Raw genomic sequence first — 14,693 nt, forward strand, 5'->3', positions numbered from 1 at the left:
TTGTGGGATAAACTTATAGCATGTGTGGAATCGTAGGATATGTAGGTCTGGACACTGCTCCGGACGGTAACAAGTTTGATCACAACGCATACGATGTGGTCCTCGAAGGTCTGCGCCGCCAGGAATACCGCGGCTATGACTCTGCTGGCGTGGCAGTTGTAAGCCCCGACGGCATCGTATTCCGTAAGAAGGCAGGCAAGCTCCTGAACCTTGAGAACGAGGTCAAGGAACACCCCCTGCCGGACTCCCAGATTGGTATCGGTCACACCCGTTGGGCAACCCACGGTGGACCCACCGACAACAACGCTCACCCCCACGTTGTCGACAACGGCCGCCTCGCCGTCGTTCACAACGGTATTATCGAAAACTTCGCCGAACTGCGTGCCGAACTGCTCGCCGAAGGCGTAGAGTTCGCATCCCAGACCGACACCGAGGTAGCTGCAGCAACCATCGCAAGCATCTACAACAAGCTCGGTACCGGTGACCTCACCGAGGCAGTACGCGTCGCATCCAACCGCCTCGAAGGTGCATTCACCATCCTGGCTATCCACGCCGACCACCCGGACCGCGTCGTGGCAACCCGCCGCAACTCCCCGCTGGTCATCGGCCTGGGCGAGAACGAGAACTTCCTCGGCTCTGACGTCTCCGCGTTCATTGACTACACCAAGGAAGCCGTCGAAATGGGTCAGGACCAGATCGTGACCATCACCGGCAGCGACTACTCCATCATCGACTTCGAAGGTAACCCCGCAGAGGGCAAGCCCTTCCACATCGAGTGGGACGCAGCAGCAGCCGAAAAGGGCGGCTACAACTCCTTCATGGAGAAGGAAATCCACGAGCAGCCCGCAGCTGTTGAGCAGACCCTCATGGGCCGCCTCGACGAGAACGGCAACCTGACCCTCGACGAGCTGAACATCGACGACTCGGTGCTACGCTCGATCGACAAGATTATCGTCGTCGCATGTGGTACCGCAGCATACGCAGGCCAGGTGGCACGCTACGCCATCGAGCACTGGTGCCGCATCCCCACCGAGGTTGAGCTCGCACACGAGTTCCGCTACCGCGACCCCATCGTGAACGAGAAGACCCTCATCGTGGCACTCTCGCAGTCCGGTGAAACCATGGACACCCTGATGGCAGTGCGCCACGCACGCGAACAGGGCGCAAAGGTTGTCTCCATCTGCAACACCCACGGCTCGACCCTGCCCCGTGAATCCGACGCTGCGCTGTACACCCACGCAGGCCCCGAAATCGCAGTGGCATCCACCAAGGCATTCCTGGCACAGATCACCGCAGCATACCTGCTTGGCCTGTACCTGGCACAGCTGCGCGGCAACAAGTACAAGGACGAAATTGCTTCGATCCTTGCCGAGCTGCAGAACATGCCCGCAAAGATCCAGAAGGTCCTCGACAACGACACCCAGGTCAAGGAACTGGGCGTCGAAATGAAGGATGCCTCCTCCGTGATCTTCCTCGGCCGCCACGTGGGCTTCCCCGTCGCAATGGAAGGCGCACTCAAGCTCAAGGAAATCACCTACATCCACGCTGAAGGCTTCGCAGCAGGCGAGCTCAAGCACGGCCCCATCGCACTGATCGATGAAGGCCAGCCGGTCATCGTAGTGGTTCCCTCCGCAAACGGTCGCGACTCCCTGCACGGCAAGGTCGTCTCCAACATCCAGGAAGTGCGCGCTCGCGGCGCCTTCACCATCGTCATCGCCGAGGAAGGCGACGAGGCCGTCAAGCCCTACGCAGACCGCCTCATCACCGTCCCGGCATGCCCCTCGCTGCTGCAGCCCCTGCTGGCAACTGTGCCCCTGCAGATCTTCGCATGCGCACTGGCAGAAGCTAAGGGCCTGGACGTTGACCAGCCGCGTAACCTCGCAAAGTCCGTGACCGTGGAGTAGTCCTCAGAAGTAATCATCTGGAGTAATCCTCGGAAATCGCCTCGGCGATAACGAAAGGGCGGTGGTTGAGTTCTCTAAGAACTCAACCACCGCCCTTGTCGTTTAATCGGGCGGTTATTCGTGGATTAACCAACACAAATGACGCTGTGAAACAGGCATCAACCATGCGTCATATTTGACGCTATCCCACCTAAAAGAAACGAATCTCGCTAGACTTAAAACAAGAGAAACCGCAAACAGGACGCGGTTACCACCCCTACCGTAAAAGGTGCAGCTCATGATCATGGGAATCGGCGTAGATACCGTCAACATTGAACGATTCGAGCGAATCGTGACCGAAACACCAGCCTTCGTCCGCCGCGTCTTCACCCCCAACGAACGCACCCGGAACGTACGCTCCCAAGCCGTACGATTTGCCGCCAAAGAAGCCGTCGCAAAAGTACTCGGAGCACCCGCCGGACTCAACTGGCAAGACTGCGAAGTCGCCACCGCCGAAAGCGGCCAGCCCTACCTCATCATTCAGGGCACCATCGCCCGCCGAGCCAAAGAACTCGGCATCAACCGCATCCACCTCTCGCTGACCCACGACGAACCCATGGCCATCGCCATCGCAACCGCCGAATACCTCAGCGACGCAGAACTGGCGCACCTGCAAAAGTTCAACCCCGAAAGCTACCGACTCAGCGTCATCGCCGGCGACGACACCGACGAAAACTAACGCCACCGACGATTAACGCAGAGCCACATCAACACCACACCCGGTGACCCCTAAGGCCCGCACGGTGCCACCCAAGGAGACAGCAATGAAGCTCATCTACACTGCTTCCCAGGTACGCGAAGCAGAAAAGCCCTACATCGAAGCCGCCGACTACGACGGCTACCTCATGCAACGCGCCGCAGACGCCGTCGCAGCCGAAGCACAGGAGCTACTCCACGGCAAAGACACAGCAAAAATCCTGCTGCTCATCGGCCCGGGCAACAACGGTGCAGACACCATCTACGCCGGCGCCCGCCTCAGCGCCAAGGGACACCGCGTTGATGCAGTCATCTTCGACTCCAGCGAAAAGAACCTCGAACTCATCGCCCGCGAAGGCGGCGAAGGCACCCGCGTGCTCGACCCCGAACATACCCTCGAACAGCTTGCAGGCTACGACCTGACCATTGACGGCATCCTGGGTACCGGCTCCAGCGGCGCCGTACGCGGTAGCGCCGGTGAATACCTTGGCGTACTCCGCGCCGCGCAGCTCGACGGTAAGCTCGGCGCAGTCCTCGCCGTCGACACCCCCTCCGGAGTCGACAACAACCGCGGAACCGTGCACGAACCCTCCCTGCGTGCCGACCGCACCGTCACCTTCATCGGTCACAAGCTGCCGGCAGGCACCAGCCACAGCGTCCACTCCGGAGACATCAAACTCTACGACCTGGGCGTGCCCGAAGCCCTCGACGCCCACAAGCCCGCCCTGCGTGTTCTCGACCGCGAAGACTACCGCGAACTCATCGAAATCCCCGACGAGCACTCCCACAAGTACACTCGCGGCGTACTCGGCATGCTCACTGGAAGCCTCGAATACCCCGGCGCAGCCCTCATGAGTGTGCGTGCTGCCCTCAACACCGGCGTTGGTATGGTTCGCTTCGGTGCCAACTCCCACGAGCTACGCCAGCTCATGATTGCCCACAACCCCGAAACCGTCTACTTCAGTGGCGCCCCCGCCCTGCAGAGGGTCACCGTCTGGGCCGGCGGCTCCGGCTCTAGCCACGACTCGCTGGACAAGAACCGCTACCTGCTCCACTCGCCCGAACCCGCCATCCTCGACGCGGGCGCCTGCGACCTGGCGGCAGAATACCTGGCAACCGGTAAGCACCTCGGCTCCCACAAAATCCTCACCCCGCACGCCGCAGAGCTCGAACGCTTCCTGCGTATCGTGCACGAGCTCGCCCCCGAAACTTGGAAGAAGCACCTGGGCGACGCCATCGTACCCAGCCGCAAGGATATCGACGCAGAACCCTTCCGCTGGGTGCGCGCCGCCTCCGAACTTTCCGGCGCCACTGTCATGCTCAAGGGCGGCTACACGCTCATTGCGGCACCCAACGGCGCCACCTACAGCGTTGCCGGAGGAAGCCCCTGGCTCGCCACCGCAGGCAGCGGCGACACCCTCACCGGCATCTACGGCGCCCTGCTTGCCCAAACCGTAGCCGCCTTCGACGTCCGCGGAGAAGCCCTGGAAGACTGCACCTACGCCTCCATCGGTGCGCTCGCAGTCTACCTGCACGGTGAAGCCGCACGCGCCAGCACCACCGGAAGCGTCAAGGACGCGCTGCTGGGTCCCGCCCCGGCAACCCGCGTCGCGGATATGCTCCCCGAAGTCATTGCGCGACTCATCGCCGAATAGGGCAGAGGCGCCCAGTACGCCGCCTCCAAGCTAACGCCCTCAGGCGACCCCTGAGCGTCTCTCAAAGAACTAGGCAGAAGACACAAAGAAGGGGCGTGAATCCACCGGAAATGGATTCACGCCCCTTCTGTGCGTTTATATCAATGGATGATGCCAAGCTGCCTGTGCCGGAACAGCATCTTCAAAAACGGCATACATACCAGCGAGAGACCCCCAACTCTTCTTAGTACGCGCCTTCCTTAGCGAAAACCGCACGGACAGTACGCAGAAGAATAATGAGGTCACCGGTAAGCGACCAGTTCTCAACATAGTAGAGATCCAGACGAACCGACTCTTCCCAAGAAAGGTCACTACGGCCAGAAACCTGCCACAGACCGGTAATACCGGGCTTCACCAGCAGACGGCGGTACGCAATGTCCTCGTACTGCTCAACTTCCTCAACCAGCGGAGGACGCGGACCCACCAGCGACATATCGCCAATGAACACGTTCCACAGCTGAGGCAACTCATCAATCGAGTACTTACGGATGAACTTGCCGATGGGGGTAATACGCGGGTCGTCCTTCATCTTAAAGAGCACACCATTACCCTCGTTCTGCTCCAGGAGGCGCTTCTTAACCTCTTCGGCGTCAGTACGCATCGAACGGAACTTCACCATCTTGAACATTTCACCGTTCAGACCCACACGGTTCTGCAGGAAGAAGACCGGACCGCCATCACGCTTGACCAGCAGCGCCACCACCAGGAACAGCGGAGACAGCAGAATCAAACCCAGACCCGAAGACACAACATCCACAGCGCGCTTGAAGAACGCCGACAGACCGGTAATACGCGGAGTCGACACGTGCACCAGCGGCAGACCATTCAGCGGCTGCATGTGCATACGCGGACCAGCAATATCGGTCGTCGCAGGAGCCATAATCAGCGAAATATGCGCGTCAGCAAGCTTCCAACCCAGCAGACGAACCTGATCCGGGCTCAAGTGGTGACCATTCGTAACCGCGACCATGTGAATATCGTTCTCGCGGATGGCCTCCATAATGTCAGCCGGAGAAGTGCTGTAACCAAGCACCGGAATCGGAGCGCCAGCAACAGTAGTACCCGGGGTGAAACCGGGCAGGTAGAACGCAGCGGGGGACAGGCCGGAAGCAACCACATCCTTCAGGTTCTTGTACAGGTGCTGACCGGTCGTCACATCAGAAATAATCATGACGCGAGTCAACGCACGACCGCGAGTACGCGAACGCACCAGACCCTGACGAATCAGCCAACGCTCAACGAGCAGAAGGAACAGACCCAGCGGGTAAGCAATCAGCAGGTACATACGGGTGACGTCAACCTTAAGGAAGAACGCCACAATAATCAGCAGGCAGAAAAAGTAAGTAGTACCGCGAGTAATGAGGCGGTACTCCTCAGTGCCGAACCCCATGATGCGCAGGCTGCGGGAGCCGTTCACCTGGAGGATAAACCACCAGCCGACAACCATACCAACGCCCAGGAAGATGTAATCAATAGCGGGAATACGGCCATCCAGGGCGTTAATAGGCCAAACGTTCACATAGGGCAGGTCAGCATTCTCCCACCCGAAACGAATCAGATGCGCAGCGACAACCGCAATAGCAATGGCGAGAAAATCGCCAAAGTAAAGGGCACGCTGAACCTTGGGATGCCAGCTTCGCTTGACGACGAAGTCTGAACCCCACATTTTTTTAAGACGATCTTGTACTTTCAACGGTGTAATCTTCCCCGGAAATTTGTCCTGTGTCGTGGACTGAGAGCGGCGAATAGGCACATTTACCCCTAATTATCGGTGAATAGGGAATCGTGTCCTAGTCTTTGTCCTGATGAATGAGTGAACCCTTAATCTTACTGAGTGAAAATAATGGCAGAGACTACGGCAAAGGCGCTGGTAAGACGCCTAGTGGAGCGTTATATGAGCCCACAGAGCGCATAAACGTGTTCCGTAAACTATTCTACGGGGTCGGGGGTCTTCCGTCTCGAAGAATGAAGAGGCAAAGTCGCTCCGGTGTGATGAAATCAATCACAGAAAAAGAAGAGAATAAGAGCCTCCGGGAAGAATGCCTAGTGGAGCTAAGAAACTCCCAAAACTACCGGTATGTTTCACGCACCTGCAGAAAAACAATAACCGGCATATAAAAAGACAAACCCCGGAGGCTCAATAACAAACCCTACGCACACGGCGTAAAAGGGACATTAAGGACGCTCAAGCCCCGCACGATCCAAAATGAAATCAATCATCGGCTCATAACGGCGCGGCGGAACGTTATCGTCCATCGGCACGCACACCGGCAAATCTCCCTGCTCAGCCGCAACAAACAGACCCGGATCATTACAATCCGCAATGCCAATCGTCAGCAGCTTACGAGTAGACGCCGCATAACCACCCATACCGTGATCCGAAACCACCAGGTCCGGGGTCACGCCACGCGCCTTCAACTGATCCAGCGCGATGCGCATCGGGCCGGGGAAATGCGTATGCTGCAGGTTGCCGTACTGCTCAAACATCACGACATCCATAATCTGGCGGACGTCGCCGTCCAGGAAACGCTCGCCCTCCTCAATCTGAAGAACCTCAGCACCAGCAGCCTTCGCCGCCGCAGCCATCACCGCGTACATGGGGAACAGACCCGCCGGGTGACCGGTCGCAAACAGAATACGAGAACCCGCACGCACCGCCTCGCCAAAGATACGGGCGTACTCCTCCAGCGCGCTGATGCACTGCTCGGCACCAATAGTGTCCTGACCGTGAGTATGCGAACGGTCCGGGTTCAGACCCGCGCGGCGGACCATCACCTCAAACACCGAATCGTAATCCCACTCGCGGGTCCACTGCACACCAAACTCAAGGTGCTCATTACCATCCAGGAAACCCTGAATATGGTCCAGGTTATTCTCTCGGGCGGTCGCTACCTCACCGGTAATACGCACCGAATCCAGGTACGCGGCGAACTCATCGCGGCTCATGGAGAAAGACATTAAAACTCCTCACAACGTGAAAAATACATTACTGCGAGATACCCTGACGTACCTCGGCATAAGCTTCAAGGGTTCGGCGCGCCGTCTGATCCCAACCCATCGTGCGGGCACGCGCCGCGGCGTTCGCACCCAACGAATGACGCAGATACGGGGCACGCACCAGACGCTCAATAGCCGCAGCCCAACGCTGCGGAGTACGAGGCGCCACCAGCAGACCCGTACGGTGGTTCTCCACCGCATAGCGCAGACCGTCAGCATCCGTAGCGAGCACCGCCGCGCCGCATGCCTGCGCCTCCAGCGCCACCAAACCGAACGTCTCAGATGAGGACGGGGACGCCACAATATCGGCGGCACGGAAAATGTTCGCCAACTCAGACGCCGGAACCGGGTCCTTCAAATGCACCCGATCCGCCACACCCAGCTCAGCTGCACGCTGCAACAGGCGGCGCTCATAATCCGAATCGGAACGACCAATAATATCTACGTCCACCTGCAAGTCATCGGGGAGCAGCGCGAGTGCCTCCACCAGCAGATGCGGGCCCTTCAACGGCTGAGGCCTACCGGCAAAAACAATGCGGCAACGAGTCTCAGAGGTGTCATTGAGCGGATGCACGCCAGGAATCGTATGGAAAATCGAGGTGTCAACACCCGGCGGGATAGTGGCAAGCTTCTGCGCGTCCGTACCGTAATACTCGCCCATCTGCTGCGCCTCCAGGGGAGTATTCACAATCACCCGGCTCGCGGAGCTACTCATCAGGCGCTCGGCGGCATAGCGCTCCTCGGGTTCGGGCGCCTCACCTTCGCCGCGGCGCGCATCCTTGGCAGCAGCCGTCGTATGCGGAGTAAAAAGAACAGGAACCGGGAAGCCAACGCCCTGAGCCGACCACAGGTCGGATGCACGAGCCGCAGCCTGACCCGACAGCCAATAGTGGGCGTGAATAATATCCGGGGTGTACAGTGCCTGCTCGACGCACGCCTGCGCAAAATCATCGGTGACCGCAGCCAGCTCGTTCTTCGAAAGACCACGGGCGGAGGGCAGATCAAGACTGTGGCGCACAAGGCGCTCGCCGGGCTGAGGAGGCTGACGGAACGGCGAATCGGTCGGAAGCGCCTCACCGCGATCCAGGGTGAAAACCTCAACCCGCAGCTCCGGATCCAGTTCCAGCATGGCATGCACCGACCGGGCAATATAGACGTTCATGCCGCCTGCATCTCCGCTACCGGGCTGCGCAAAAGGGTCGGTGTGCATGGAATACACGTGAACCGTCCGAACCGGCGGCAGAGTGCTCATCGATGCTTTCCTCTCTAAAGGGGTACCTGACCTAGTGTAGCGCGACAGGACTTTCGCACAGCGGGAGGTCTAGAATTTAGTAGAAGAGAGGCTGCTCAAGTACAGCCTGTAGTACCCGCCCGTCAGAAACGAAGGACCATGACTCACCCTCAGCAGCCTGCCGAACCGCTTTACTGCCCGCCCTGCGCTCCCGGCCAGGTGGAACGTAGCGCCACGATTGATCTTGACGCGCTGGAACATAATGTGCGCCGACTCAAGGAACTCATTGGCGACCGCGTGCTCATTGCAGTGATTAAGGCGGATGCGTACGGTCACGGCGCGTACCCGGTGGCACGTTCGGCTATTGCAGCCGGCGCTGACCTGCTGGGTGTGGTGCACGTGAACGAGGCGCTGGAACTGCGTGCTGACGGTATTGATGCGCCGCTCATGGCGTGGCTGCACACTCCCTCCACCGATTTTGAGGCGGCTCTGCAGGAGAAGATCCGTCTGGGTGTTTCCGGTTGGGACCTGGAGGCGGTAGCCGCCGCCGCTGAACGCACCGGCGAGCGCGCTATCGTGCATCTGAAGGCTGATACCGGTCTGGGTCGTAACGGTGCTACCGCGGCGGATTGGCCTGCACTGGTGGCTCGCGCCGCCTCCCTGGAGGAAGCCGGTCTGATTACGGTTGAAGGTATTTTTAGCCACCTGGCGGTTGCGGATGAGCCGACCCGCGCCGAGACTGCACAGCAGCTCGATACCCTGGATACGTTTGTGGCCCAGGCACGCGAGGCTGGCCTGGACCCGAAGATTGTGCACCTGGCGAACTCGCCGGCGACCCTGACCGCCTCCCTGGAGGGCTGGGATACGGAGGAGCGTCTGCTCGGTGACGGTGTGCGTTGCGGCCTTGCTCTGTACGGTCTTTCCCCGCTGCCGGGTGTTACGTCTGAAGACTTGGGTTTGAAGCCCGTCATGACGGTGAGTAGCTACATTGCCGCCGTGAAGGAAGTTCCTGCAGGTCAGGGCGTTTCCTACGGTCTGCGCTACCACACTCCCAAGGCAACCACCCTGGCGCTGGTGCCGCTCGGCTACGCTGACGGCGTGCCGCGCATTGCGGAGAACGCGCCGGTGCGCATCTACCCGGGCGCGCAGAACGCGGAGAACGGCTCCGTGCCTAACAATACGGAAGGTAAGACCTACCGCGTGGTCGGCCGCATCGCCATGGACCAGATGGTCGTTGACCTGGGCGAACCCGGCCTGAGCGACCCCGCCCTGGGCTACCTGGGTGCGCCCGCCATCCTTTTTGGTGCCGGTGAGAACCCGCCCGTGGAAGAGTGGGCGGATGCTGCGCAGACCATTAACTACGAAATCGTGACCCGCATTTCGTCCCGCGTGGAGCGCCTCTACGTTGGCGGCTCCTGGGTTGAAGCTGAGCTGAACGAGCTGTGGGGTACCGGGCAGGAGCAGGAGGGCTAATGAGCGCTGAGTACATTTCTGCCGCACTCGATCTGGATGTGACCGGCCCCGACCATACCCGCCGCCTGGCGCTCACCCTGGCGCAGCACCTGAACGCCGGGGACGTACTGTTGCTCTCGGGCGAGCTTGGTGCGGGTAAGACCACGTTCACCCGCTCCCTGGGTGAAGGCCTGGGCGTGCGCGAAGGCGTTATCTCACCGACCTTCGTGCTCTCGCGCGTGCACCCGAACCTGCCGGACGGCCCCCGCCCCGGCGGCCCCGACCTGGTGCACGTGGACGCCTACCGCCTCTCCAGCGCCGAAGAGCTCGACGACCTGGATCTGGAGTTCTCCCTGCCGCGCTCTGTGACCGTCATTGAGTGGGGCCGCGATAAAGCTGAGCACCTGAGCGATTCCCGCCTGGAGCTGGACTTCACCCGCCTGACCGGCGCGGATGCACGCTTCGCCTACTCGGGCGCCGAAGAGTTCAGCTGGGACGACGAAGACGAGGACGAAAGCGACGAGGACGCGGACACCCCCGAACCTCGCCTGCTGCGGGTGCGCGCCTTCGGCCCCCGCTGGGAGCACGCTTTTGACGCCCTGAAAGAGGCCCTGCAGAGCGCCTAGAGCCCGCGCGTTAGAATGATAGGGTGCTAGTACTTGCCCTTGATTCATCCGCCACCGCATCTGTGGCGCTCGCCCGTGTGCACGGCTCCGAAGCCGGTGCGTCCTTCGAAATCCTTGCCCACTACGAGAGTGAAGATACCCGCTCCCACGCCGAGGTGATGGGCCCCTACGCGCAGGCGGCCCTGCAGGACGCTGGCGTGCGCGGCGAAGATTTGGATGCGATTCTGACCGGTACCGGTCCGGGACCTTTTACGGGTCTTCGCGCCGGTATCGTTACTGCGCGCGCTCTGGGTTTTGCCTGGTCGGTGCCGGTGTACGGCATGATGAGCCTGACCGCCCTGGCTGAGCGTGCTGTGTCTGGCGTGGTTGCCAGTGAAGCTGCCGGGGGCGCAGCTGGAGATACAGCCGGGGAAGAGAACGTAGAACGAGCGTTCGCCTCTGCTGAAAGTGCTGAGCTTGTAGAAGGTGCTGAGCTGCTCGTACTCTCCGACGCGCGCCGCCGCGAAGTCTACTCCGCCCGCTACCGCGTGAATGCCGAAGGCTACAGCCTGGTGGACGGCCCGAACGTATGCCCCGCCTCCGAAATTCTGCCCGGTGGGGCTCCCTCCTATGCCTACGGTTACGGTGCTGGCCTGTACGCCGAGGCCCTCGAAGAGCACGGCTGGACCATCGTTGATTCTGCCCGCGAGGTTCACCCCCACGCCGAGTACCTGGTTGCCGCCGCGGCACGCCTGGGCGTAGAGAACCTGAGCGAGGACACCTCCGCCCAGTACCTGCGCGACTCGGACGCAAAGGTCCCCGCCGCAATGCTCGCCCGCCAGCAGAAGCAGGCCGCGCAGTCCGCCGCACAGGCTGCGCAGACTGCCGCGCAGAAGGAGAGCTAAATGAGCGCTACCGAAAATATCGTGCGAGACGACCTGGCACTGAATAACCTTGCGCTGAATAATCTGGCACTGAGTAACCTGGCTCTGGGCGCCCGCCTGCGCGTTGCCGAACTTGCCGACGTGCAGGCCATGCACCGCATGGAAACCGCCCTGTTCCCCGCCGACGCCTGGCACATCGACATGTTCCTCGAAGAGCTGATCCACCCGACCCGCACCTACTACATGCTCGAGCTGCCGGTGGAGAACCCGGAAAGCGACGAGGGCAGCTGGCGCACTATCGGCTACTGCGGAACCATGGTCGTAGCCGACACCGCCGACGTTCAAACCATCGGCGTGCTCCCCGAATATGAGGGCAACGGCTTCGGCCGCGCCATGCTTGAGCAGATGCACGAGCGTGCCCGCGAGCAGGGTGCCGAGCGCATCCTGCTGGAGGTGCGTGCCGACAACCCGCGCGCTCAGCGCCTCTACGAACGCAACGGCTACCGTGCGATTCACGTACGCCGCGGCTACTACGATGACGGAACCGACGCCATCATTATGGAATGTACGTTCTAAATAGTCCGTTGGGCTAAACGGCAATCCCCTCAATAGGGGCGAGCATTCGCCGCTCTCTACACTTGCCCTCTACGCCACAGCATCCCTACGCCACGGCATCCTTACCTCACTGCAACTAGAAGCACTACGCGCAGACAGCGCAACAGAAAGATGAACTATGAGCACTCGCGAACCCCTCGTTCTGGGCATCGAATCCTCCTGCGACGAGACCGGAATCGGCATTGTGCACGGTGCACAGCTGCTCAGCAACACCATCTCCTCCTCCATGGAAGAGCACGTGCGCTTTGGCGGCGTGATCCCCGAAATCGCCTCCCGCGCTCACCTGGACGCCATGATTCCCGCCCTCAAAGCGGCACTTGCCGAAGCGGACATCACCCTCGATCAGGTGGACGCTATCGCCGTCACCGCGGGTCCCGGCCTAGCGGGCGCACTCATGGTGGGTGTCTCCGCGGCGAAGGCGCTCGCTATTGCCACCGGCAAGCCCCTCTACGGCATTAACCACCTGGTCGCCCACGTTGGCGTTGGTCTGCTTGAGGATAACGGCACCGAGGACGGCTCCGACCTGCTGGCGAATGCCGGTTCCGGTGGTCTGGGTGCGCTGCTGGTATCTGGCGGTCACACCGAAATCCTGCAGGTGCGCGACATTACCTCCGATGTGCGTCTGCTCGGCGCAACCCTCGACGATGCCGCAGGCGAGGCCTACGACAAGGTCGCCCGACTGCTGGGTCTGGACTACCCGGGTGGCCCCGCGATTGATCGCGCCGCCGCCGAGGGTAACCGCAACGCCTTCGTGTTCCCGCGCGGCCTGTCGAACCGCAAGTTTATGGGCACCGCCGAGGAGCCCGGTGCGCACCGCTACGATTTCTCCTTCTCCGGCCTGAAGACCGCCGTGGCGCGCGTGATTGAAAGCTTTGAAGCGGCCGGTGAAGAGGTACCGGTTGCCGATATCGCCGCGTCTTTCCAGGAGGCGGTCGTGGACGTCATCACCAAGAAGGCGATGCTTGCCTGCCGCGAGCAGGGCATGAAGACCCTGCTGCTCGGCGGTGGCGTGGCGGCTAACTCGCGTCTGCGTGAGCTGCTTGCCGCCCGATGCGCCTCCGAGGGGGTGCGCCTGATTATCCCGAAGTTCACCCTGTGCACCGATAACGGCGCGATGGTTGCGGCGCTGGGTGCCCGCCTGGTCGCTGCCGGTCGTGAGCCCTCGGGCGTGGACTTCACGACGGACTCCTCTCTGCCGGTGACCACTGTCTGCTTCTAAACAGCAATGCGAGCCCGTTGATGCGGCTCGCCTCGAAAATACTCATAGAAATGCCTCGGCACAGTCTCACAAAGGACTGCGCCGAGGCATTTTCTGTATTCAAACTTTAGCTGGGGGCGGCTCTAACGCAGCGCTCGCGCACGAGACTGCGCGGCAACATCCAGCGCTACCTCACGCAGAGAGCCGGTCTTCTCAAAGACCGCACGCTGACGATCCGAGCCCGTACCCTCGGCGAGGATGCGGCGCACCTGCGCCAGCTCTACCTCGCAGTCAAGGTCGCGTGCCACCGGCTCCAGTTTGGGCAGAAGCAGCTCAAAATCTTCACGCAGGGTACGCTGTGCCGGCTCGTTGGAGACCACGATCTTAGCCTCCAGGCCGTAGCGGGCAACGCGCCACTTATTCTCCTGCGCGTGCCAGGGGGCGAGCACCTCAATGCTATCACCCGCCTCAATACGGCGGGAGAAGTACTCCACCAGGCACTGCGTGAACGCCACGATCGCCGCAACATCCGGCAGGGAGGCGAGGCCATCGCAATAACGCATCTCAATAGTGCCGTAACGCGGAACCGGGCGAACATCCCAACGGTCCTCGCTCGGGTCGTTAATCACGTCGGTTGCCACGAGTGACTCCAGGTACTCGCTGTACTGCTCCCAGGTATCAAAGTGGAAGGGCAGACCGTTCGTGGGCAGCTGCTGGTAAAGCTGGGTGCGGTGCGAAGCGTAACCGGTATCGACTCCATCCCAGTACGGGGAAGAGCACGAAAGCGCCAGCAGATGCGGACCGTAGTTGGTCAGCGCGTCAATAAGCGGCAGAACCTTATCGCGGGAGTCAATGCCCACGTGCACGTGCACACCGTAAATGACCATGTGGCGACCCCAATACTGGGCGCGCTCGACCACACGCTGGTAGCGTTCCTTCGCCACGACCGGCTGGTCAGCCCAGTGGGAAAAGGGGTGAGTGCCGGCGGGGTAGAACTCAATGCCGAGCTCATCGGTGATTTCACGGATGATGTCAGTGAGCTCCTGCAGTTGACGGCACGCCTCAGCGACGGTGCGGCAGATGCCGGTCACCACCTCGAGGGTGTTCTCCAGGAACTCGCCGGTCACGTGCGCCCGGTCGGAGGCGGGCTCAAGCAGCTCGGGGCGGCGCTCGCGCAGGATGGATAGCACCTCGCTGGCGCGCTGGGTCAGTGCGCCGCTTTCACGGTCGATAAGCGCAATCTCCCATTCCACGCCGAGAGTGGACTGCGGGGAGGAAGCAAAGTCGATCATATGGCCTTTCCTGCGTCTGGAAATAGTGTCGTGCACAGTGCCGACTGCGGAAGCGATTATCGGTGGGCTCTGCCCGGCTGTGCGCT

General features: G+C 61.0%; 12 protein-coding genes. 8 read left to right on the plus strand and 4 right to left on the minus strand.

The window, feature by feature from the left end; all coding sequences use genetic code 11:
* The first annotated feature begins 20 nt into the window (after positions 1–20).
* The 3 genes from glmS to HMPREF2765_RS01375 all read left to right on the plus strand — a co-directional run bounded on the left by glmS (position 21) and on the right by HMPREF2765_RS01375 (position 4,294).
* On the plus strand, positions 21–1,904 hold the full coding sequence (gene glmS, locus HMPREF2765_RS01365) for a glutamine--fructose-6-phosphate transaminase (isomerizing) (RefSeq protein WP_070604081.1): 1,884 nt from the start codon (positions 21–23) through the stop codon (positions 1,902–1,904).
* A 277-nt stretch (positions 1,905–2,181) separates the two neighbouring features.
* Positions 2,182–2,622, plus strand: a complete 441-nt coding sequence (locus tag HMPREF2765_RS01370; protein ID WP_049349274.1) for a holo-ACP synthase — start codon at positions 2,182–2,184, stop codon at positions 2,620–2,622.
* Between the two features lie 85 nt (positions 2,623–2,707).
* The gene (locus tag HMPREF2765_RS01375; RefSeq protein WP_070604082.1) at positions 2,708–4,294 is read left to right on the plus strand and encodes a bifunctional ADP-dependent NAD(P)H-hydrate dehydratase/NAD(P)H-hydrate epimerase; all 1,587 of its coding nucleotides are present in this window, start codon (positions 2,708–2,710) and stop codon (positions 4,292–4,294) included.
* 223 nt (positions 4,295–4,517) lie between these two features.
* On the opposite strand, the gene HMPREF2765_RS01380 is transcribed toward HMPREF2765_RS01375, so the two are convergent.
* The 3 genes from HMPREF2765_RS01380 to HMPREF2765_RS01390 form a co-directional block, all read right to left on the minus strand.
* Positions 4,518–5,999 carry a sugar transferase gene (locus HMPREF2765_RS01380; RefSeq protein WP_044150222.1) on the minus strand — a complete coding sequence of 494 codons (1,482 nt, stop codon included), beginning with the start codon at positions 5,997–5,999 and terminating at the stop codon, positions 4,518–4,520.
* Between the two features lie 509 nt (positions 6,000–6,508).
* A complete protein-coding gene (locus HMPREF2765_RS01385; RefSeq protein WP_070604083.1) occupies positions 6,509–7,291 on the minus strand; it encodes a phosphatase in 783 nt (260 codons plus the stop codon).
* Between the two features lie 28 nt (positions 7,292–7,319).
* The gene (locus HMPREF2765_RS01390) at positions 7,320–8,582 is read right to left on the minus strand and encodes a glycosyltransferase (protein ID WP_049363214.1); all 1,263 of its coding nucleotides are present in this window, start codon (positions 8,580–8,582) and stop codon (positions 7,320–7,322) included.
* A 138-nt stretch (positions 8,583–8,720) separates the two neighbouring features.
* On the opposite strand from HMPREF2765_RS01390, the gene alr reads away from it, so the two are divergent.
* From alr to tsaD, 5 genes are all read left to right on the plus strand, one after another.
* Positions 8,721–10,034, plus strand: coding sequence for an alanine racemase (gene alr / locus HMPREF2765_RS01395; protein WP_070604084.1), 1,314 nt, complete (start codon positions 8,721–8,723; stop codon positions 10,032–10,034).
* Entirely contained in the window at positions 10,034–10,639 is a 606-nt protein-coding gene (tsaE, locus tag HMPREF2765_RS01400; RefSeq protein ID WP_060824446.1) for a tRNA (adenosine(37)-N6)-threonylcarbamoyltransferase complex ATPase subunit type 1 TsaE, read from the plus strand. The genes alr and tsaE overlap by 1 nt, the downstream gene beginning before the upstream one ends.
* 23 nt (positions 10,640–10,662) lie before the next feature.
* Positions 10,663–11,523, plus strand: a complete 861-nt coding sequence (tsaB, locus tag HMPREF2765_RS01405; RefSeq protein ID WP_070604085.1) for a tRNA (adenosine(37)-N6)-threonylcarbamoyltransferase complex dimerization subunit type 1 TsaB — start codon at positions 10,663–10,665, stop codon at positions 11,521–11,523.
* Positions 11,524–12,078 carry a ribosomal protein S18-alanine N-acetyltransferase gene (rimI, locus tag HMPREF2765_RS01410; protein ID WP_049346428.1) on the plus strand — a complete coding sequence of 185 codons (555 nt, stop codon included), beginning with the start codon at positions 11,524–11,526 and terminating at the stop codon, positions 12,076–12,078.
* A 157-nt stretch (positions 12,079–12,235) separates the two neighbouring features.
* The gene (gene tsaD, locus HMPREF2765_RS01415) at positions 12,236–13,336 is read left to right on the plus strand and encodes a tRNA (adenosine(37)-N6)-threonylcarbamoyltransferase complex transferase subunit TsaD (RefSeq protein WP_049341808.1); all 1,101 of its coding nucleotides are present in this window, start codon (positions 12,236–12,238) and stop codon (positions 13,334–13,336) included.
* Positions 13,337–13,458: 122 nt separating this feature from the next.
* On the opposite strand, the gene HMPREF2765_RS01420 is transcribed toward tsaD, so the two are convergent.
* Positions 13,459–14,607, minus strand: a complete 1,149-nt coding sequence (locus HMPREF2765_RS01420) for a glutamate--cysteine ligase (protein WP_070604086.1) — start codon at positions 14,605–14,607, stop codon at positions 13,459–13,461.
* Positions 14,608–14,693 lie beyond the last annotated feature (86 nt).

It is taken from the genome of Rothia sp. HMSC062H08 (assembly GCF_001810775.1).
In the GTDB taxonomy this organism is placed as follows: Bacteria; Actinomycetota; Actinomycetes; order Actinomycetales; family Micrococcaceae; genus Rothia.

Excerpts from the sequence above, each read along its gene's own strand:
- HMPREF2765_RS01390 (WP_049363214.1), bottom strand. The coding sequence starts at position 8,582 with ATGAGCACTCTGCCGCCGGTTCGGACGGTTCACGTGTATTCCATGCAC.
- HMPREF2765_RS01385 (WP_070604083.1), bottom strand. The coding sequence starts at position 7,291 with ATGTCTTTCTCCATGAGCCGCGATGAGTTCGCCGCGTACCTGGATTCG.
- alr (WP_070604084.1), top strand. The coding sequence starts at position 8,721 with ATGACTCACCCTCAGCAGCCTGCCGAACCGCTTTACTGCCCGCCCTGC.
- tsaD (WP_049341808.1), top strand. The coding sequence starts at position 12,236 with ATGAGCACTCGCGAACCCCTCGTTCTGGGCATCGAATCCTCCTGCGAC.
- tsaE (WP_060824446.1), top strand. The coding sequence starts at position 10,034 with ATGAGCGCTGAGTACATTTCTGCCGCACTCGATCTGGATGTGACCGGC.
- HMPREF2765_RS01380 (WP_044150222.1), bottom strand. The coding sequence starts at position 5,999 with ATGTGGGGTTCAGACTTCGTCGTCAAGCGAAGCTGGCATCCCAAGGTT.
- glmS (WP_070604081.1), top strand. The coding sequence starts at position 21 with ATGTGTGGAATCGTAGGATATGTAGGTCTGGACACTGCTCCGGACGGT.
- HMPREF2765_RS01370 (WP_049349274.1), top strand. The coding sequence starts at position 2,182 with ATGATCATGGGAATCGGCGTAGATACCGTCAACATTGAACGATTCGAG.
- rimI (WP_049346428.1), top strand. The coding sequence starts at position 11,524 with ATGAGCGCTACCGAAAATATCGTGCGAGACGACCTGGCACTGAATAAC.
- HMPREF2765_RS01375 (WP_070604082.1), top strand. The coding sequence starts at position 2,708 with ATGAAGCTCATCTACACTGCTTCCCAGGTACGCGAAGCAGAAAAGCCC.
- HMPREF2765_RS01420 (WP_070604086.1), bottom strand. The coding sequence starts at position 14,607 with ATGATCGACTTTGCTTCCTCCCCGCAGTCCACTCTCGGCGTGGAATGG.